This is a genomic window from Paenibacillus sp. S29 (assembly GCF_049319765.1).
In the GTDB taxonomy this organism is placed as follows: Bacteria; Bacillota; Bacilli; order Paenibacillales; family Paenibacillaceae; genus Paenibacillus; species Paenibacillus polymyxa_B.
This window is the reverse complement of the sequence record NZ_JBMOUI010000009.1, coordinates 145,079-163,071: the sequence shown is the minus strand read 5'-3', so window position 1 is coordinate 163,071 and position 17,993 is coordinate 145,079. Positions and strand designations below refer to the sequence as shown.

Here is a 17,993-nt window from a genome sequence, read left to right as displayed (position 1 = left end):
AAGAACGCCTTGCGCTAAGAGTACAATTGTACTTAGAGCAAAGGCGTTCTTTGGCATGTTAGCAGTCTGTTTTTAACATATTAGTCTAGGAAAAATAGCGGTAGCCGTGTATTGCTTCAATATGAATCATTGCTGTTCAAGTACGGGTAAAACCTCAATCCAGCGTGTAGCCCAGGTACCGATATGGTCAAATAAAGGAGCTAAATCGCGTCCCTTATCCGTAAGTGAGTATTCAATCCGCACGGGCTTCTCAGGGTAAACCGTACGTTGTATGATTCCTTCTTCCTCCAGCTCTTTCAAACGGTCCGAAAGGACCTTTCCACTTAAATTAGGAATTGAATTCTCAATAGCGACGAAACGTTGCGGTCCATTCGTTAGTTGAAATACGATCAACACCGTCCAACGTTTGCTTAGTAGCTCCATAGCTTTTTCAAACCGTGGGCACATCTGCGGAATGTTCATGTGATCACCTCATGCTCTTATTATTAACGATTCACTGTTAAAAGTAAATGATTTTACTTTACATAAATTTATTACTTGACGAAACTGAATGATATAAATATACTTTGTTACATAAAGTAACTTGTTGGATTTGATACGGAGCCTTATATGTGAATACTTAAAAATTGAACTTGTTTTGATATGATTAATGATAAAATGAACAGGTACGAACGAATCGTTGTGGTTATGGTTTGGGCGCAGGGGGAAGTCGGATGAAGCTGGAATGTGAAGTGTGTGTAGTTGGGGGAGGACCCGCAGGGACTTTGTTATCCTGTCTACTGGCGGAGCAGGGTGTTTCCACGATATTGGTTGAGCGGCAGAGCTTGCCCGGAAAGGCTTTCCGCGGTGAAATTTTAAATGATGAGGGTCAGGAAGTGATCCAAAAGCATAAGCTGCTCGAACAAATTCATGAGGACTACGTTCTTGCCTCTACAAGAATCGAATATTGGGAGCACCAGCAGCAGGTAAAAACGGTCAAGCCGGGTTCAGTAAATGGTAATGTAGGGGTTCATATTCCACAGCCTCGATTTTTGAAGGCTCTGCTCAAGCAGGCGTCAACCTACGAGTCCTTCCGTTACCTGGCGGGTACAACGGTGACTGCGTTGGAAGGTAACAGCGAAAAGGGCTACACGGGCTTGAGCGCCCGCGATAAGAACGGTCATGAGATCACGATTGACAGTTCGTTGATTGTAGGGGCAGACGGTCGCTATTCGACTGTGCGCAAGCTGGCTCAGATGCCTGTGACGAACATTCGACACGGCTATGACCTGCTATGGGCGAAAATCACAGCACCTGCTGGGTGGGAGCCCGTCACTCGTCTGGCACGAGTCAACGGAGGGCAGTTGGCTTTATTCTCGCAGGCTGAGGGCTATATTCAAATTGGCTGGAATGTGGAGGAAGGTAGCTTTTCAACCCTGTTTAAGCAATCCTTTGCACCATTTATACAACTGTTTACCGAGGCTTTTCCAGATTTGAAGCATAGTGTGCATGATCACATTCGTTCATGGAAGGACTTTGTACCGTTGGATATTTTCAGCAGCCGCAGTGACACCTGGACGCAGAACGGACTGGTCCTTATTGGAGATGCGGCGCATACCATGACACCTACCGGAGCTTTTGGCTTGAATGCAGCTTTGAAGGATGCCGATGTGCTAGCCAGTGAGCTTCTTCGTTTACGACAGAAGAGCTATACCGCAGGAGACCTAAAGGCGTTCGAAGACGGACGACGACAAGCTGTCACCGAGCTTCAGGAACGGCAGCTGACGATGGAATCCACGTTTCATGAACATTTCTTACACATAGTTCAATGATTTATACCCTGACAATAACGATTAGCCTTTGAAGAATAGGCATTTTCTATATAGAGCTCATATAAAGGATGGTGCAGAGAGATGAACCAAAAAGATGTAGCTACGCTACTTAACGATAAAATTCAAACCGTTCGCGGAGAGCAATCTTCGACGATTTTGGTAGGACCGATCAAGCTGCCAGTTAATTTGGAAGGAGAAACGGTTGTTTTTCAGTGGTACTGCTGGTTGCCCGTACGGGATGAGGAAGATCGTCAGGATTTACTGAATGCCACTGCTGAAACGATTGTGAAGCGATTGTCCACACTGGATTTGGCAGAGGGACAACAGTCAAGCGTTTTGGTGTACGGTGATCTTCAACAGTCGGAAAATGCATTAGTTCGCATGCATAGTATTTGTCATACTGGAGATATTTTTGGTAGCAAGCGTTGTGATTGCGGATTTCAACTCCACCAGTCCATGAAAATGATCGTGGAGCATGGAACGGGTGCATTGTTCTATCTGGCTAACCATGAAGGCCGCGGAATCGGTTTGTTTAGTAAAGCAATGGCTTATATTCTGCAGGAAGAGGGCATGGATACTGTCGAAGCCAATCATCAATTGGGTTTTGAAGATGATACACGCAACTATGCGGATGCCATTAGTGTGCTCCGTCACCTGAGACAAAAACCGGTAACTTTGATTACAAATAATCCTAAAAAAATGGATGCCTTGAAGAAATCGGGTATGAATGTGGCGGGTCGCATGCCGCTCTGGGGCGATGTGTCGCAATATAATGAACGGTATTTGAATACAAAAGTGGAACGATCCGGCCATTTGCGGGATTCCGATCTCAGGGAGGTTCTATGACCACTCACGAAAAATATATGCGCCTGGCACTGGAAAATGCCAGAAGTGCTAAAGGGCAAACAGAACCGAATCCGCTCGTCGGATCAGTCATTGTCAGCAACGGTCGTATCGTTGGGATCGGCGCTCATCTGAAGCCCGGCGAGCCACATGCCGAGATTCATGCGTTGCGTATGGCGGGTGAACACGCTCAGGGAGCGACGATTTACGTAACGCTGGAGCCGTGTTCCCATCACGGCCGGACAGGCCCGTGCGCGGAAGCGATTGTGAAGGCTGGCATTCGTCGAGTGGTGATTGCAGCGCTGGACCCGAACCCGCTGGTTTCCGGCAGAGGGGTACAGATTTTGAAAGATGCGGGCATTGAGGTCATTGTCGGAGTATGTGAGCAGGAATCCATCCGCATGAATGAAGTGTTCAATCAATATATCGTGAGCAAGCGTCCTTTTATTACGATCAAATCGGCAGTAACGCTGGACGGTAAAATTGCGACCCGGACCTCGGAAAGCAAGTGGATTACATCTGAGGCTGCACGGGAGGATGTGCATCGTCTTCGTAACGTGCATGTGGGAATCCTGGTCGGTGTACAGACGGTGATTCACGATAATCCTCAGCTTACGACTCGTCTACCGGAAGGACGGAATCCGATTCGTATCATTTTGGATAGCAAGCTTCGAATTCCATTGGATGCCCGTGTCATTACAGATGGGGAGGCACCTACCTGGATATTCACAGGACGCACTTATGATGAAAGCAAGCGAAGCCAGTTGGAACAGCTTGGTGTGAGGATATATCCGACACAGGATGAAAACAGCGATCGGGTGAACCTGCCGCAAATGCTGGATATTCTGGGTGCGGCGGAGGTATCATCGGTGTTCGTGGAAGGCGGAGCCGAGGTGAACGCTTCGTTCGTGCAGCAAGGGCTGGCAGACAAGCTGGTGCTGTACATTGCACCAAAGCTGGTTGGAGGGCGCGCAGCCCCGGGCTTTCTCGGGGGAGAGGGCGTGTCTGCGATGAGCGATGCGGTGGCATTGCAGGATTTGAGCGTAACGCAGGTGGGCGTAGACTGGAAAATAGAAGGGTATTTTGAGCGGGAAAAATGAGTGTTGTTTGCGGGTGAAGAAGGCGCTCCGCGAAGGGGTTGATCTTCCGATCGCTGTTGCATTGGGATTCTTCGGATTGTATAAGATATTTAAAGGTGAGAATCCCACGGCAAAGGCGAACGCTTACGCTTCTCCAGATTCAACCCCTTCGCTCCGCCACTGCCCGCCGCAAAGTCACTCTTTTTCCGAAATGGTGTGGAGCATGGGAAAGGCAAAAGCTCAAAAGCTCAAAAGCTTATATACTTAAAAGAACAGAGAATCTGAAGGGCAAAAAGGCCTGGAGGATTCTTTTTTTATATGCTAAACGGTTATTAGGGTGAATGGTTAATGGGATAAATAACTCATAAGGTGAATGTCTTATGGGGTGAAGTTGAGATAACATAATTACGCATGCTTGGGTTTTTCGTCCTGGTTTCTTATGTATTTTTAGATACTTTCGCCTCTTTTAGTTAGAATATAGAAATAAAAGGATTGACCTGGAAATTGAGATCGAGCACAATGAAGTTGAATTCAACTTGGAAGAGAGAAGGGAAAAGCCTTGCAGTAAAAGGGATTAGAGAAACCAAAGGAGGATGTAGGTTGTGAAAAAAACGATATTATGCTTGTTAAGTGCCAGTCTGATATTTTTAGCTGCACCAGTTTCTACTAAAGCCTTTTCGGGTGAGGTCACACAAGGCGCTGGCTCATATTCAACCACACTACCTACCGGAGCAGCAACACCGCAAAACGAGATTTACAAAACAGCGAATATAACCAGCCCAATGCCTACCAATGATTGGTGGAGCAGCCTCGCCTGGGTACCGTACTCCGAGGCTCAATATCCGCATCCCCTTGCCTTGAAAAATCAGCAAAACGGTTTACGCATCTTTAACCCGAGTGGGAAAATTACGGTAAATCCGGGATACATCGCAGGCTGGATGGATGATGTGAACGATTTTACCGTCGGTCATTCTGTAAGCGCTTCATTTCTCGATGCCAAGGTGGACGGTTTCAGCGACTGGTTTGTCAAATCATTATTTCAAAGCGGCAGCAATAAAATGAGTGCTACCTATGGACACGGCTCCCCCTATGTTTTTTTTGAGTTTGGCGGTGGCAATCCCAAGCTTTCATTTAATGGGGTACCAGAGGTATGGTCTGGGTCAGCTAGTTCTCCTGTGCTTGGCATTACGGTTAATGGCTCACACTATGGTCTGTTTGGTCCTTCCGGCACCACCTGGTCTGGCCTCGGAACGAGTACTCTGATCAATCAATTGAACGGGAAAAACTATTTTACAGTGGCGGCTTTGCCTGACAAAACAAAAGCGACATTGGACAAGTTTCAGCAATACGCTTATTCTTTCGTTACAAACTCCAAAGCACAGTACAGCTATAACGAAGCCTCTTCCGAGGTAACGACCACCTTTAACGTTGCAACCACAGCGAAGGAAGGCACACAAAGCGGCACTATTTTTGCCTTATACCCGCATCAGTGGAAAAATTCATCACAACCCCTGCTAGGCTATACGTACAATTCTGTACGCGGTCTGATGAAAACAGCAGAGGGTGCGTCTTTTCAAACGAAAATGAAATTTACAGGAGTACTGCCTTCCTTGCCCGACTTGGGGTCCTACGATAAAAATACGCTCAACAATTATATAAACGAAGCGAAAGCAGAAGTCTACTCCGGCGATAGAGATACGTACTGGACTGGAAAACGTCTGGGCAAGCTAGCAGCGCTGGCGCCGATTGCCGACCAGGCTGGCAATACCGCAGCAGCGATCCAGTTCCGCAATGAGATCAAAAGCCGGCTGCAGGACTGGTTTAAGGCCAGTGACAGCTCGGGGAATCTGAAAAGCTCCAGTCTATTTGTGTATAACAACCATTGGGGGACATTGATCGGTTATCCCGACAGCTTTGGTAGTGCGGTAGAATTAAATGACCATCATTTCCATTATGGCTACTTTATTAAGGCTGCGGCCGAAATTGCACGTGTGGACAAGAGCTGGGCATCCGATTCCCAATGGGGACAAATGGTGCAGCTGCTCATTCGCGACATTGCCAATACCGACAGGTCTGATTCAAAATTTCCGTATTTGCGTAATTTTGATCCCTATGCCGGGCACACCTGGGCTTCCGGCCATGCCAAATTTGGCGATGGCAACAACAATGAATCCTCCTCGGAGGCGATGAATGCTTGGGCCGGTCTTATTTTATGGGGCGAGGCGACGGGAAATACTCAAACTCGTGATCTCGGCATCTATCTATATACAACGGAAATGAATGCGATTAACGAATACTGGTTTGATGTGCATGACACAAACACCCCTGCAGGGATGCAAAGCGCGACGGCAAGCATGATCTGGGGCGGTAAAACGGTAGGGAATGCAACATGGTGGACCGATAATGCCACAGAAGTGCATGGTATCAACTGGCTCCCGATTACCTCGGCCTCCTTGTATCTGACGCAATATTCGGAGTATGCGGCTAAAAATTATAACGATCTCCTGAGAAAAAGCGGTGGGAATTTCAGTCCGTGGGAAGATATTGTGTATATGTACAGAGCAATCTCGAACCCGTCCGATGCCAAGGCGAAATTCAGTGCACGCGTAGCAGCCATGACACCGGAAGCAGGGAATTCCAAGGCGAATGCCTACCACTGGATCTACAATTTGGATGCTTTAGGCAACATCGACCGCAGCATCACCGCTAATTCACCTATTTATGCCGTATTTGATAAAAATGGTGTGAAAACTTATGTGGCCTACAACTTTACAAACCAGGTCAAAACGGTAACCTTCTCAGATGGGCATAGTATTACTGTGCAGCCGAATAGCTTTAATACCGGAAATGGAAGCGGCGGTGGCAATCCGCAGCCTGATACGGAGGCTCCATCCATCCCGGCGAATGTTCGAGCTACGACCAAAACGGCTTCGGTAGTCACTCTGGAGTGGGATGCAGCTACAGACAATGTTGGCGTTACGGGTTATATCCTTTATAAGGACGGGGCTCAGGCAGCAGAGGTAAGTGGTACTTCCGCTTCAATTACAGGGCTGAGTGCAGCTTCCACTTACAGCTTTACCGTTAAGGCTCGAGATGCAGCTGGTAACCTATCTGCAGCAAGCAATGCGGTAGGGGTAACGACAGAGCCAGCATCTGGTGGTAATGACGGTGGCGGAGAAACGGAAGATTATAAAGTAGGAGCTCGCTTTGTCAGCGATCGTGAAGCATTGCTTCAATTTACACCCAAAACAGCCTCAGCCTATGTTGACGTGCATTATACTTTAACGGGTGGACAACAGCTCAATTACCGGATGACAAACAACGGCGGTGTCTGGGAGCAGCGGGTTACAGACCTCGATATCGGGAAGGCTGTCAGCTATTGGTTTACCTATGAAAAGGCGGGATTGCAATACGAGACCCCTTCATTCAGCTATACACACCAGCAGACTGCTTCTACAACGACAGACGTTCCACAACTTCCACTACCGAGCGCTGATCCCGTTTTCGAAAAAACATCCTAGTGGATCAGGTCTAAGATACGAACGCGACAGTTAACTATAGAAAGAAAGACACAAGGGAAGCACATACGCTTCTCCTGTGTCTTTTTTTATAGGGTCGTAATACTTTCGCCATGTTCGTGAGTTCCAGGTTGCGCGATAATGATAAAGGCTGATACAGGAAGATATTACCGAGGCGTGGATTTCCAAAGGTCCCGCAGTGCCTACCCTGATGGGGTCAGTTATCCTGTAAATCTGATGTATCCACCAACATTAGGGTTCAATTCCCAATCGCCTTCCACGCGACGTCTGGTAGAGTATTCGAATGATCGAATAAAAACAATGAAAAGACCCGGATGAGAGCATCCCATGTCTGGTCTCGATGACAGATATCGGGGCGATGGCTATGCGGCCAGCGGATACCGGGGAGAGCAAGCGCCGACAGGCTCCGAAGCTTCGGGAGATGCGAGTTCACAGTCGAAGTTGGACTGCTGGACACCATCTTAGGAACACGGGAACAGGCGGTATCTTCCTTTCTCCTCAAGCTCGGCTCCGCCATCCACCCCGAAGGAATGCTCTGCAAGGGTCCTACCCCTACTACAACGAATAAAAATAAAAAATCCTCATTTTAAAAGTGTGTTGATTTTAAGGCGGATAGCAGCGGAGCGGCCATTTGAATCTGGAGAAGCGAAGCGTTCGCCTTTGCCACTGAATTTTAACCCTTTAACGGGTTCATCCATTCTAAAAATTCAGTGGCAACAGCGATCGGAAGATCAAATGGACCGCGGAGCCGCCACACATAGAAAGAAGCATACTTTTAAGTGGAGGATTTTAATACTAGGAGTGATACGATGTTTAAGAAGATAACGATTAAATCTGATGAGCGCGGGCTGCTGTTCAAAAAAGGAAGCTACCACAAGTTGTTGCACCCAGGAACTTACCTATTGAAGACATTTCAGCAGGAAGCAGTTGAAATTTTGAATGTAGCCGAACCATTTTTTGTACCGGATCATGATATTCGTTTGTTTTTGACAGATCCCCTATTGCTTGAACAATTGAATGTCATCGATGTAGAGGACCATGAATATGTATTGCATTATGAGGATAATCGGTTTGTGGGGCTTCTGACGGCTGGGAAATATGCTTTTTGGAACATGCTTAAGGAGCATCGTTTTGTTCGTGCAGATACTCGGCAGCCTGCAATTGATAAAGCATTGGGGCAAGCATTCTTGTCCAAGACACCGGGCTTCTGGAAGGCACTTCAGGTGGCCAGCTATGAAATGGGCTTTTTGTATTACGATAATGTGTTGCAGGGTGAGCTGAAACCGGGCAAATATTATTTCTGGATGTCCACGGTGAATACAGAGATCAAAACGATAGATATGCGACAGCAGCAGTTGGACCTGATGGGACAGGAAATCATGACAGAGGACAAAATCACGCTGCGCCTCAACTTCGTCTGTCAGTACCGTATCATCGACCCGTTGCAGGCGTTGGAATTCCGAGCATACGAGGAACAAATGTACATTATGCTTCAACTGCTGCTGCGCGAGTACGTTGGCACGATGAAGCTGGATGATTTGCTGAAAATGAAGCAGGAGATTGCGGAATATGTTTTGAGTCGACTAAATGAGCAGAGCGGCGAATATGGAGTGACTTTTACGTCAGCAGGGGTGAAGGATATTATTTTGCCAGGGGATATCAAGGATATTCTGAATACCGTGCTGTTGGCAGAGAAGAAGGCACAGGCCAACCTTATCACACGACGTGAAGAGACGGCATCCACTCGTAGTCTGCTCAATACGGCCAAGCTGATGGACGAGAATGCCACCCTCTATCGTCTTAAAGAACTGGAATTCATGGAAAAAATCTGCGAGAAGATTGGCACGATTTCGCTGACTGGCGGGAATACGTTGCTGGAGCAGCTGAACACGCTGGTTCACATGAAAGAGGGGCAGGGACTCCAATAACGGAAAATACTCCCGAACGATGAGTGCAAGCCGGCTCAAGGTTCGGGAGTATTTTGCGTTTTAGTTCGTCTTGGTGGATGCAAGAAAAGCGTCCATATCGATCACCGGAATGAGGATACCCTGATGCTCCATCACAGTAGGGAACAACTCGCGCTGCCACTCTTCCTCATTGCTTTGTAGCTGACTGTCCTCGGCAGAAGCCGTGTCCTCTACCTGATCGACAAGCAGAGCAATCTTCGCACGGCTGAGCAAAATCATTTTGTCCTCGGAGGAATCGCTTGATGCAGGAAGAAGCAGCTTTTTGCGTAAATTAAGGATTGTAAAGACACCACCGCGAATAGTTACCATTCCTTCATGCCACGCTTCGGAAAAGGGAAGTGGAGTCCCTTTTTTGGCATTCATGACTTCTTCTACTTCCAGAAAGTTTAAAGCGAACTTTTTGTCCGCCAGACTGCACACAATAAATTCAGACATAGCAATTCTCCTTACATATTCAGATAAGCCATCACAGGTTGTGAATGAGCGGTAAAATGGGTTAGCTATTGCGTTTTGACAGATGGAACGATAAAGTTGAGGATGCGGTAAAGTAGTTGTAGTTAATCACAGAATATCACAAACGAGCAGTTAAATCTTCCAAAATAACAACCATACGGCCAAGGCGTGGCTTCAAGTTTCCCTTCATATATAATGATTGGGACTAAAGCTGTGTCCGATGGCACTACATTTTAAGATAAGCGGGTTGAGGTAGAATGGATCATGAAAAGCAGCGATTAAGTATCGAGGCAGCCAGATTATACTATCTAAACGACTACAGTCAGCAAGATATCGCGGTCAGACTCGGGGTTTCGCGTCCTACAGTATCGCGGTTACTTCAGGCTGCCAAGGAACAGGGATACGTGCGGATCAGTATTGTGGACCCGATGGAGGATATGGACGCGCTCGGAGAGCAGGTGAAGAAGAAATTCGGACTGGATACTGTGTTAGTCTGTTATTCGCCGTTAAATGAATACCAGGAGATTAAGAAGCATATTAGCAAAAAAGCAGCCGATTATTTGCATGAAACGGTACAGGATGCTGATATTATTGGAGTGACATGGGGAACAACAATGCATGCCGTGGCGCTTCATCTCCAACAAAAGCAGGTTAAGGGTGTTGAGGTGGTTCAGCTCAAAGGAGGCGTGAGCCATTCGCATGTCAACACATATGCCGTGGAAACCGTGAATTTGTTCGCAGAAGCCTTTCATACCATAGCAAGGTATTTGCCGCTGCCTGTGATTTTTGACAGTCACGCAGTTAAGAAAATGGTCGAGGAGGATCGGCATATCCAGCGCATCATCGAACTTGGCAAGCAGGCGAACATCGCTGTGTTTACGGTGGGGACGGTCAAGGAGGATGCGTTGCTGTTCCGATTGGGCTATTTTAACGGGGAAGAGCAGAAGCTACTGCAAAGAATTGGCAAGGGCGATATTTGCTCGCGCTTTTTTGACGCTGAGGGCAATATATGCAGTCAGGAAATCAATAGCCGTACCGTCGGGATTGATTTGCCTGATTTGCGAAAGAAGGAGAAGTCTATTCTCGTCGCTGGAGGCCAGCGTAAAGTGGAGGCCATTCGGGCATCGCTGCGTGGCAAGTATGCGAATATTTTGGTGACGGATCAGTTTACGGCTCAAGCACTTTTACAATAGAGCAAGTCGTCTCAACCCAGCAAAATATACGGTTATGGCACGTCCCTACAGGGTAATATGAATTGTAGGTGACGCCTTGTGCATAAGCTTGAACATAATTTCAAAATGTGTTTTACATATGTTCAAAGCCGTGCTATGATGGTCTCATCACAGAGAAATAAATGACTTTTGTCTTCACACTATTTATCTAATGAAGGAGCTTTTAGATATGAACATTGCAGCATTAATCGACCATACATTGTTGCGTGCAGATGCGACGAAGGATGAAATTACGAAATTGACTGCCGAAGCCAAAAAATATCAGTTTGCTTCTGTATGTGTGAACCCGGCGTGGGTAGCTTATGCAGCAGAACAGCTCGCAGGCACAGGTGTAGCCATCTGTACAGTTATCGGTTTTCCGCTGGGAGCGAGCACGTCGGCAACGAAAGCATTTGAAACGAAAGATGCTATTGCTAACGGCGCGACTGAAATTGATATGGTTATTAACATAGGCGCTTTGAAGGCACGTGATGTACAGCTCGTCGAGCAGGACATCCGTGCGGTCGTGGAGGCAGCTGCCGGTACACTGGTAAAAGTGATTATCGAAACATGCCTGCTGACAGACGAAGAGAAGGTACTGGCATGTGAACTATCCGTCAAAGCGGGAGCGAATTTTGTGAAAACCTCGACAGGCTTCTCAACAGGTGGAGCTACTGCGGAAGATGTGGCTTTGATGCGCAAAACGGTAGGACCTGAGATTGGTGTTAAGGCTTCAGGTGGTGTACGCAGTCTGGAAGACGTGCAAAAATTAGTAGAAGCTGGCGCAAGTCGGATCGGTGCAAGTTCCGGTGTGAAGATCATCGAGGGCGAGCAGTCTACATCTTCCTACTAAGTTTATTTTAAAGTCATGGAGGGATTCGCGATGAAGGATCAATTGATTCAGAAAGCGCTTGAGGCGCGTAAACAGGCATATGTTCCGTATTCGAATTTTCAGGTGGGTGCTGCGGTTCTCGGAAGCGATGGCACCATTTATCACGGATGTAATGTGGAAAATGCCTCCTACGGCTTATGCAATTGTGCAGAGCGGACAGCGATTTTTAAAATGGTATCCGAAGGCTGCCGTCAAATTGATTCGATTGCGGTTGTAGCTGATACGGAAGGGCCTGTGTCTCCATGTGGGGCCTGTCGTCAGGTTATTTCCGAATTTGCTCATCAAGATACCAAAATTTATCTGACAAACCTTCATGGCAACACGGAAGAGTGGACGGTGGATCAATTACTGCCGGGTGCTTTTCGACCTGCGGATCTGGGCAAATAAAAAAAAGAATGCCTCTTTGGAGCGCATTCTTTTTATAGGGAATGTAAGCGCTTAATGTAATGAGGGGGAAATTAAATGAAATATGTAATCGCTCTGGTGGGACTGCTCGTTGTATTTGCACTTACTTACGTTGCCAGCAGTGACAAGCGTAAAATCAGGTATCGTCCGCTGATAGTTATGGTTGTTCTGCAAGCAGCGCTTGCTTTCGTATTGCTGAATACAGGGATTGGTGAAATTCTAGTCAAAGGTTTTGCAAAAGGGTTTAATAGTCTGATTGGGTTTGCTATGGAAGGGATTAACTTCGTTTTTGGCGGAATTGCGAATGAAGGAGCAGCACCGTTCTTTATCGGTGTACTGCTGCCAATCGTGTTCATATCCGCGCTGATTGGTATCTTGCAATATGTAAAAGTGTTACCTTTTATTATTAAATATATCGGGCTTGTCTTGAGCAAAGTAAACGGAATGGGTAAACTGGAATCCTACAACGCTGTAGCTTCGGCTATCTTGGGTCAATCCGAGGTGTTTATTTCCGTTAAGAAGCAAATTGGTCTGCTGCCAAAACATCGGTTGTATACGCTGTGTGCGTCTGCGATGTCTACAGTGTCCATGTCGATTGTGGGAGCTTACATGCAAATGTTAAATCCCAAATATGTGGTCACAGCTTTGGTATTGAACCTGTTCGGCGGCTTTATTATCGCTTCCATTATTAATCCGTACAAGATTGAGAAGGAAGACGATTTACTGGAGGTTCAGGAGGAAGAGAAGCAGTCCTTCTTCGAAATGCTCGGGGAATATATTATGGACGGTTTCAAGGTTGCTATTACGGTAGCTGCAATGCTGATCGGTTTTGTGGCGCTGATTGCCATGGTTAACGGGATTTTCTCCTGGTTGTTTGGAATCAGCTTTCAGGCGTTGCTTGGATATGTGTTTGCGCCTTTCGCTTTTGTCATGGGTATTCCGTGGAACGAAGCCGTTCAGGCGGGCAGCATTATGGCTACCAAACTCGTATCCAACGAATTCGTGGCCATGCTGGATCTGACCAAGCAAACAGGCTTGTCGGAGCGCACGGTCGGGATCGTATCGGTATTCCTCGTATCCTTTGCTAACTTCTCATCCATCGGTATCATTTCCGGGGCTGTGAAGGGTCTGCATGAAAAACAGGGAAATGTGGTGGCCCGCTTTGGTCTGAAGCTGTTGTACGGGGCAACGCTGGTTAGCGTGCTGTCGGCAACGATTGCAGGGTTGTTTTTGTAAAAAAAACAGCGAGTCAGGAAAGGATTTTTATGATGTCTAAATTCAAACGGATTCACTTGGTGGTTATGGACTCGGTTGGTATCGGCGAAGCGCCGGATGCTGCCCAGTTTGATGATTACGATGTAGATACGCTCGGTCATATTGCCCGCGAACGCGGTGGCCTGAAGATGCCGAATATGGGTAAGCTCGGTCTGTCCAATATTCGTTCCATAGAAGGGGTAGCAGCGGCCGACAAGCCGCTCGCGTATTACACTAAGATGCAGGAAGCGTCCAATGGCAAGGATACGATGACGGGCCATTGGGAAATCATGGGCTTGAACATTGCAGTTCCTTTCCGTGTATTTCCTGATGGGTTCCCGGATGAGCTGATTCAACGCATTGAGGAGCACACAGGTCGCAAAGTTATTGGCAATAAGCCTGCTAGCGGAACGGAAATCATTGAAGAACTGGGCGAAGAACACGTGAAAACTGGAGCGCTCATCATCTATACCTCGGCGGACTCTGTGCTGCAAATTGCGGCGCATGAGGAAGTTGTACCTTTGAAGGAGCTCTATGAGATTTGCGAGTTCTGCCGTAAAATCACGCTGGAAGATCCGTACATGCTGGGTCGCATTATTGCACGTCCGTTCGTAGGCGAGGCAGGGAACTTCTCCCGTACCTCCAATCGACATGATTATGCGCTCAAGCCGTTTGGTCGCACCACCATGAACGAGCTGAAGGATGCAGGCCTGGATGTGATCGCCTTGGGTAAAATCTCCGACATTTATGACGGTGAGGGTGTGACGAAGGCGGTGCGTACGGTGTCCAATATGGACGGCATGGATAAGCTGGTGGCTACGCTCGATGAGAATTTCACCGGATTAAGCTTTCTGAATTTGGTGGACTTTGACGCTGTATACGGTCACCGTCGTGATCCGCAGGGATATGGTCAAGCTTTGGACGATTACGATGCGCGTTTGCCAGAGGTTTTTGCCAAAATGACTGATGACGATCTGCTGATCATCACTGCAGACCATGGGAATGACCCGACGTATCGGGGAACGGATCACACCCGCGAATATGTACCTTTGCTGGCATATTCCCCGCGTTTTACAACTGGGGGCAAGGAGCTTGCGGTTCGTAAAACCTTTGCTGATATTGGAGCGACTGTAGCGGATAACTTTGGTGTGAAACTGCCTGAATACGGAACGAGCTTTTTGGCAGAGCTTCAGTAATCAAGGAACAGCAAGAGCAAGCAAGATTACTAGTAACCATATAAATAACGATACAAGCATGGACAAATGGGACGGAGGAATAAAAAACATGAGTGTACACATTGGAGCCAAACCCGGAGAAATTGCAGAAACGATTTTGCTGCCAGGAGACCCGCTACGGGCAAAATTTATTGCTGACACGTATCTGGAGGACGTGATCTGTTACAACGAGGTTCGCGGAATGCTCGGATTCACGGGTACGTACCAAGGCAAACGCCTATCTGTGCAGGGAACCGGGATGGGGCTACCTTCAATCAGTATTTATGTCAACGAACTGATTAGCGAATACGGTGTGAAAAACCTGTTCCGCGTAGGTACATGCGGCGGAATGAAGGAGCATGTGCACGTTCGTGACGTCATTTTGGCACAAGCATCCTGTACGGATTCCAGTATGAACCGCCATATCTTTGGCGGCTACGACTACTCGCCGATTGCCAGCTTCGATCTATTGAAGGGCGCTTATGATCGCGGTGTTGCCAAAGGCTTGAACATGCATGTCGGTAATGTATTCAGCTCAGACAGCTTCTACCGTGATGACAAATCAGTGGTACAAAAGCTGATGGAATACGGCGTGCTGGGTGTAGAGATGGAAACTTCGGCTTTATATACGTTGGCAGCCAAGTTTGGCGTAAACGCACTGACGATTCTGACGGTAAGCGATCATTTGCTGACGGGGGAAGAAACGACCGCAGAAGAACGGCAAACAACCTTTAAAGAAATGATGGAAGTTGCACTGGATACAGCAGTATCTCTGTAAACGATCATACGCACAGTGAGGAGAAATGACATATGAGAATGGTAGACTTGATTGAGAAAAAACGTGACGGAAAAGAACTGAGTACGGAGGAAATTAATTTTATTATCCAAGGCTACACTCAGGGTGAAATTCCCGATTATCAAGTCAGTGCATTGGCGATGTCCATTTTCTTCAAAGATATGACTGAACGCGAACGCGCTGATCTGACGATGGCGATGGTTCATTCGGGTGATACCATTGATCTGTCCGCGATTGAAGGTGTAAAGGTCGATAAGCATTCCACTGGCGGTGTGGGTGATACAACAACGCTGGTACTGGCTCCGCTCGTAGCGGCCTTGGACATTCCGGTAGCCAAAATGTCAGGCCGCGGCCTCGGACATACCGGAGGAACAATCGACAAGCTGGAGGCTATTGCAGGCTTCCACGTCGAAATCAGCAAGGACGAATTTGTGGATTTGGTGAATCGCAGCAAAATTGCGGTCATCGGACAAAGCGGTAACCTGACACCTGCGGACAAAAAGCTGTATGCCTTGCGTGACGTTACGGCGACGGTCAACTCGATTCCGCTGATTGCCAGCTCGATTATGAGTAAGAAAATCGCTGCCGGCTCCGATGCCATCGTGCTCGATGTAAAAACAGGTGCAGGAGCATTTATGAAAACCGTAGATGATGCCAAAGCACTGGCACATGCCATGGTGAGCATCGGTAACAATGTGGGTCGCAAAACGATGGCAGTCATTTCCGATATGAGTCAACCGCTGGGTGTGGCCATCGGTAACTCGCTGGAAGTAAAAGAAGCGATTGATACGCTGCGCGGCCAAGGACCGAAAGATCTGGAAGAGCTGTGTATGACTTTGGGCAGTCAGATGGTATTTTTGGCAGGGAAAGCAGAATCCCTTGAAAACGCCGAAGAGAAGCTCAAAGAAGTCATTCGCAATGGCAAAGCACTTGAGAAATTCAAAGAGTTTATTGCGAATCAGGGCGGCGACGCTTCTGTGGTAGATCATCCTGAACGCTTGCCACAAGCACAGTATCTTATTGAGGTGCCTGCGAAGCAGGATGGTGTGGTAGCTGAAATCGTGGCTGACGAAATCGGTACCGCTGCGATGTTGCTTGGAGCAGGACGTGCGACCAAAGAATCCGAGATTGATCTGGCTGTCGGCTTGATGCTGAACAAAAAGGTCGGGGATGCTGTTCAAAAAGGCGATTCACTGGTTACCATCCATGCGAACCGTGAAGATGTAGCTCAAGTACTGGAGAAAATCTACGCGAACATCCGTATTGCGGATCATGCGGAAGCACCAGTGCTGATCTACGGAACGGTGACAGAGTAAGCGAGCGGTAAGACCTATTCAAAAAGTTTTGTTGGGTGTCTTTGATCAAGTTTGAAAAATATGACAGCTGGACTCATAATAGATATGAGTTCGGCTTTTTTTATTGTAAGGCCGAGGGCACAGAGGAGGAGAGACATGTTCAGATTATACAGCGATCTTCGGGGAGCAGCCTATGAAAGACTGATTGATTATGCTATGGAACGGGCAGACACGTTTATGCTAGGCATACATAAATGGGCGACAGAGGATGAGAATGGAGTGATCGACCAGGATACTCTGTTCAAGGAATTACTACAGCAATTGAAACCTTTTTTACTGTCCACACACTCATATGAGGAAATTAGGGGCATGCATTCCATTGCCTACACACAAGGAACATTTTACCGATACCAATGTGCGCCTGAGGCAGGGGGATTATTAAAGCAGGCGGCGTCTAGTTTGTTTTCTTGGGTACATCCCCAATTGCCTGAAGATTTGTGCTTCCAGAATGCGGATGGAGAGGATTGGATCATTAACATAGCTCACGAACGAATAGGTAGACTAAACATGGCTACAGAAGAAGCGGATGAATTGGAGAAGCTTATTCCCGGTGTGTTTATTCACAAACCTGAATATCATCAGAATATAGATGTTTTTCTGGACGATGCTATTCGGCATCAACCGGATCGAGTGGAGCTTATGTCGTTTGGCTTGAGGGAGATACCGGAACGGATTAGAGAACTGCATTCTCTGAAGCATCTGACCATTTTCGAGCAGGATATACGAACACTACCGCACGCTTTGTTCGAATTGGAATCGTTGGAGTCACTGACGATACAAGTAGCGGATTTGGAAGAGCTACCGGCTGATATTGCCAAGCTGACCCGGCTCAAAAGCCTGAGGATCAGCTGTGGATGCTATGATCGCCCGGCACCAGATGTCAAAGTAATTCCCAAAGAGGAGCTGGCATTCCGGCATTTGCCTCCTGAAATCGGAGAGCTGCAACAACTGGAGTATCTGGATATCCAGTATAGCGGAATCCGTACGTTGCCTCCTGAAATACAAAACTTGAACAATCTACGCTCTTTGGACATTGTGAACGGATTCATCGAATCGGCACCCGACTTTATATATAAAATGACTTGGCTGGATCGCTTCCTTATAGAAGATAAGCCGTTCCATCTGTGCAATCACGGTGACGACTGAAGGATAGATAAGAAAAGGAGGAAATCAA

At 47.4% G+C, this 17,993-nt stretch carries 17 protein-coding genes; 15 read left to right on the top strand and 2 right to left on the bottom strand.

Annotation, left to right across the window (positions count from 1 at the left end; genetic code table 11):
• Positions 1-126: 126 nt before the first annotated feature.
• Entirely contained in the window at positions 127-462 is a 336-nt protein-coding gene (locus tag ACL9RM_RS16895) for a winged helix-turn-helix transcriptional regulator (protein ID WP_250266725.1), read from the bottom strand.
• 251 nt (positions 463-713) lie between these two features.
• Here ACL9RM_RS16895 and ACL9RM_RS16890 point away from each other — a divergent pair, with 251 nt between their 5' ends.
• The 7 genes from ACL9RM_RS16890 (at position 714) to ACL9RM_RS16860 (ending at position 9,200) form a co-directional block, all read left to right on the top strand.
• Positions 714-1,811, top strand: coding sequence for an FAD-dependent monooxygenase (locus tag ACL9RM_RS16890; protein WP_250266724.1), 1,098 nt, complete (start codon positions 714-716; stop codon positions 1,809-1,811).
• An 81-nt stretch (positions 1,812-1,892) separates the two neighbouring features.
• On the top strand, positions 1,893-2,657 hold the full coding sequence (locus ACL9RM_RS16885; RefSeq protein WP_235306387.1) for a GTP cyclohydrolase II: 765 nt from the start codon (positions 1,893-1,895) through the stop codon (positions 2,655-2,657).
• On the top strand, positions 2,654-3,754 hold the full coding sequence (gene ribD, locus ACL9RM_RS16880; protein WP_250266723.1) for a bifunctional diaminohydroxyphosphoribosylaminopyrimidine deaminase/5-amino-6-(5-phosphoribosylamino)uracil reductase RibD: 1,101 nt from the start codon (positions 2,654-2,656) through the stop codon (positions 3,752-3,754). Before ACL9RM_RS16885 ends, ribD begins: the two co-directional genes overlap by 4 nt.
• A 13-nt stretch (positions 3,755-3,767) precedes the next feature.
• Positions 3,768-4,001 carry a hypothetical protein gene (locus tag ACL9RM_RS16875; protein WP_422759382.1) on the top strand — a complete coding sequence of 78 codons (234 nt, stop codon included), beginning with the start codon at positions 3,768-3,770 and terminating at the stop codon, positions 3,999-4,001.
• 334 nt (positions 4,002-4,335) lie between these two features.
• Positions 4,336-7,254, top strand: a complete 2,919-nt coding sequence (locus ACL9RM_RS16870; protein WP_250266721.1) for a glycosyl hydrolase — start codon at positions 4,336-4,338, stop codon at positions 7,252-7,254.
• Positions 7,255-7,599: 345 nt separating this feature from the next.
• Positions 7,600-7,737: a hypothetical protein gene (locus ACL9RM_RS16865; RefSeq protein ID WP_250260380.1), complete on the top strand. Its 138-nt coding sequence runs from the start codon at positions 7,600-7,602 to the stop codon at positions 7,735-7,737.
• A 344-nt stretch (positions 7,738-8,081) separates the two neighbouring features.
• Positions 8,082-9,200 carry a slipin family protein gene (locus tag ACL9RM_RS16860; RefSeq protein ID WP_250266720.1) on the top strand — a complete coding sequence of 373 codons (1,119 nt, stop codon included), beginning with the start codon at positions 8,082-8,084 and terminating at the stop codon, positions 9,198-9,200.
• 60 nt (positions 9,201-9,260) lie between these two features.
• Here the strand turns inward: ACL9RM_RS16860 and ACL9RM_RS16855 are convergent, their stop codons facing one another.
• A complete protein-coding gene (locus ACL9RM_RS16855) occupies positions 9,261-9,674 on the bottom strand; it encodes a chemotaxis protein CheW (RefSeq protein ID WP_250260382.1) in 414 nt (137 codons plus the stop codon).
• 275 nt (positions 9,675-9,949) lie between these two features.
• On the opposite strand from ACL9RM_RS16855, the gene ACL9RM_RS16850 reads away from it, so the two are divergent.
• The 8 genes from ACL9RM_RS16850 (at position 9,950) to ACL9RM_RS16815 (ending at position 17,965) form a co-directional block, all read left to right on the top strand.
• Positions 9,950-10,885 (top strand): sugar-binding transcriptional regulator, encoded by a 936-nt coding sequence (locus ACL9RM_RS16850; RefSeq protein WP_039273918.1) that lies wholly within the window; start codon positions 9,950-9,952, stop codon positions 10,883-10,885.
• A gap of 208 nt (positions 10,886-11,093) precedes the next feature.
• The gene (gene deoC, locus ACL9RM_RS16845; RefSeq protein ID WP_134903747.1) at positions 11,094-11,756 is read left to right on the top strand and encodes a deoxyribose-phosphate aldolase; all 663 of its coding nucleotides are present in this window, start codon (positions 11,094-11,096) and stop codon (positions 11,754-11,756) included.
• A 30-nt stretch (positions 11,757-11,786) separates the two neighbouring features.
• On the top strand, positions 11,787-12,182 hold the full coding sequence (locus ACL9RM_RS16840; protein ID WP_013312039.1) for a cytidine deaminase: 396 nt from the start codon (positions 11,787-11,789) through the stop codon (positions 12,180-12,182).
• Between the two features lie 75 nt (positions 12,183-12,257).
• Positions 12,258-13,436, top strand: coding sequence for a NupC/NupG family nucleoside CNT transporter (locus tag ACL9RM_RS16835; protein WP_250266719.1), 1,179 nt, complete (start codon positions 12,258-12,260; stop codon positions 13,434-13,436).
• Positions 13,437-13,468: 32 nt separating this feature from the next.
• Complete coding sequence (gene deoB / locus ACL9RM_RS16830; RefSeq protein ID WP_250268966.1) at positions 13,469-14,650, top strand: phosphopentomutase; 1,182 nt, start codon at positions 13,469-13,471, stop codon at positions 14,648-14,650.
• A gap of 88 nt (positions 14,651-14,738) precedes the next feature.
• On the top strand, positions 14,739-15,446 hold the full coding sequence (deoD, locus tag ACL9RM_RS16825; RefSeq protein WP_250266718.1) for a purine-nucleoside phosphorylase: 708 nt from the start codon (positions 14,739-14,741) through the stop codon (positions 15,444-15,446).
• Between the two features lie 32 nt (positions 15,447-15,478).
• Positions 15,479-16,780 carry a pyrimidine-nucleoside phosphorylase gene (locus tag ACL9RM_RS16820; protein ID WP_235306381.1) on the top strand — a complete coding sequence of 434 codons (1,302 nt, stop codon included), beginning with the start codon at positions 15,479-15,481 and terminating at the stop codon, positions 16,778-16,780.
• Between the two features lie 135 nt (positions 16,781-16,915).
• A complete protein-coding gene (locus ACL9RM_RS16815; protein ID WP_235306380.1) occupies positions 16,916-17,965 on the top strand; it encodes a leucine-rich repeat domain-containing protein in 1,050 nt (349 codons plus the stop codon).
• Positions 17,966-17,993: the final 28 nt, after the last annotated feature.

Coding starts and splice junctions, on each gene's coding strand:
- ACL9RM_RS16895 (WP_250266725.1), bottom strand. CDS start 462: ATGAACATTCCGCAGATGTGCCCACGGTTTGAAAAAGCTATGGAGCTA.
- ACL9RM_RS16890 (WP_250266724.1), top strand. CDS start 714: ATGAAGCTGGAATGTGAAGTGTGTGTAGTTGGGGGAGGACCCGCAGGG.
- ACL9RM_RS16885 (WP_235306387.1), top strand. CDS start 1,893: ATGAACCAAAAAGATGTAGCTACGCTACTTAACGATAAAATTCAAACC.
- ribD (WP_250266723.1), top strand. CDS start 2,654: ATGACCACTCACGAAAAATATATGCGCCTGGCACTGGAAAATGCCAGA.
- ACL9RM_RS16865 (WP_250260380.1), top strand. CDS start 7,600: ATGTCTGGTCTCGATGACAGATATCGGGGCGATGGCTATGCGGCCAGC.
- ACL9RM_RS16860 (WP_250266720.1), top strand. CDS start 8,082: ATGTTTAAGAAGATAACGATTAAATCTGATGAGCGCGGGCTGCTGTTC.
- ACL9RM_RS16855 (WP_250260382.1), bottom strand. CDS start 9,674: ATGTCTGAATTTATTGTGTGCAGTCTGGCGGACAAAAAGTTCGCTTTA.
- ACL9RM_RS16850 (WP_039273918.1), top strand. CDS start 9,950: ATGGATCATGAAAAGCAGCGATTAAGTATCGAGGCAGCCAGATTATAC.
- deoC (WP_134903747.1), top strand. CDS start 11,094: ATGAACATTGCAGCATTAATCGACCATACATTGTTGCGTGCAGATGCG.
- ACL9RM_RS16840 (WP_013312039.1), top strand. CDS start 11,787: ATGAAGGATCAATTGATTCAGAAAGCGCTTGAGGCGCGTAAACAGGCA.
- ACL9RM_RS16835 (WP_250266719.1), top strand. CDS start 12,258: ATGAAATATGTAATCGCTCTGGTGGGACTGCTCGTTGTATTTGCACTT.
- deoB (WP_250268966.1), top strand. CDS start 13,469: ATGTCTAAATTCAAACGGATTCACTTGGTGGTTATGGACTCGGTTGGT.
- deoD (WP_250266718.1), top strand. CDS start 14,739: ATGAGTGTACACATTGGAGCCAAACCCGGAGAAATTGCAGAAACGATT.
- ACL9RM_RS16820 (WP_235306381.1), top strand. CDS start 15,479: ATGAGAATGGTAGACTTGATTGAGAAAAAACGTGACGGAAAAGAACTG.
- ACL9RM_RS16815 (WP_235306380.1), top strand. CDS start 16,916: ATGTTCAGATTATACAGCGATCTTCGGGGAGCAGCCTATGAAAGACTG.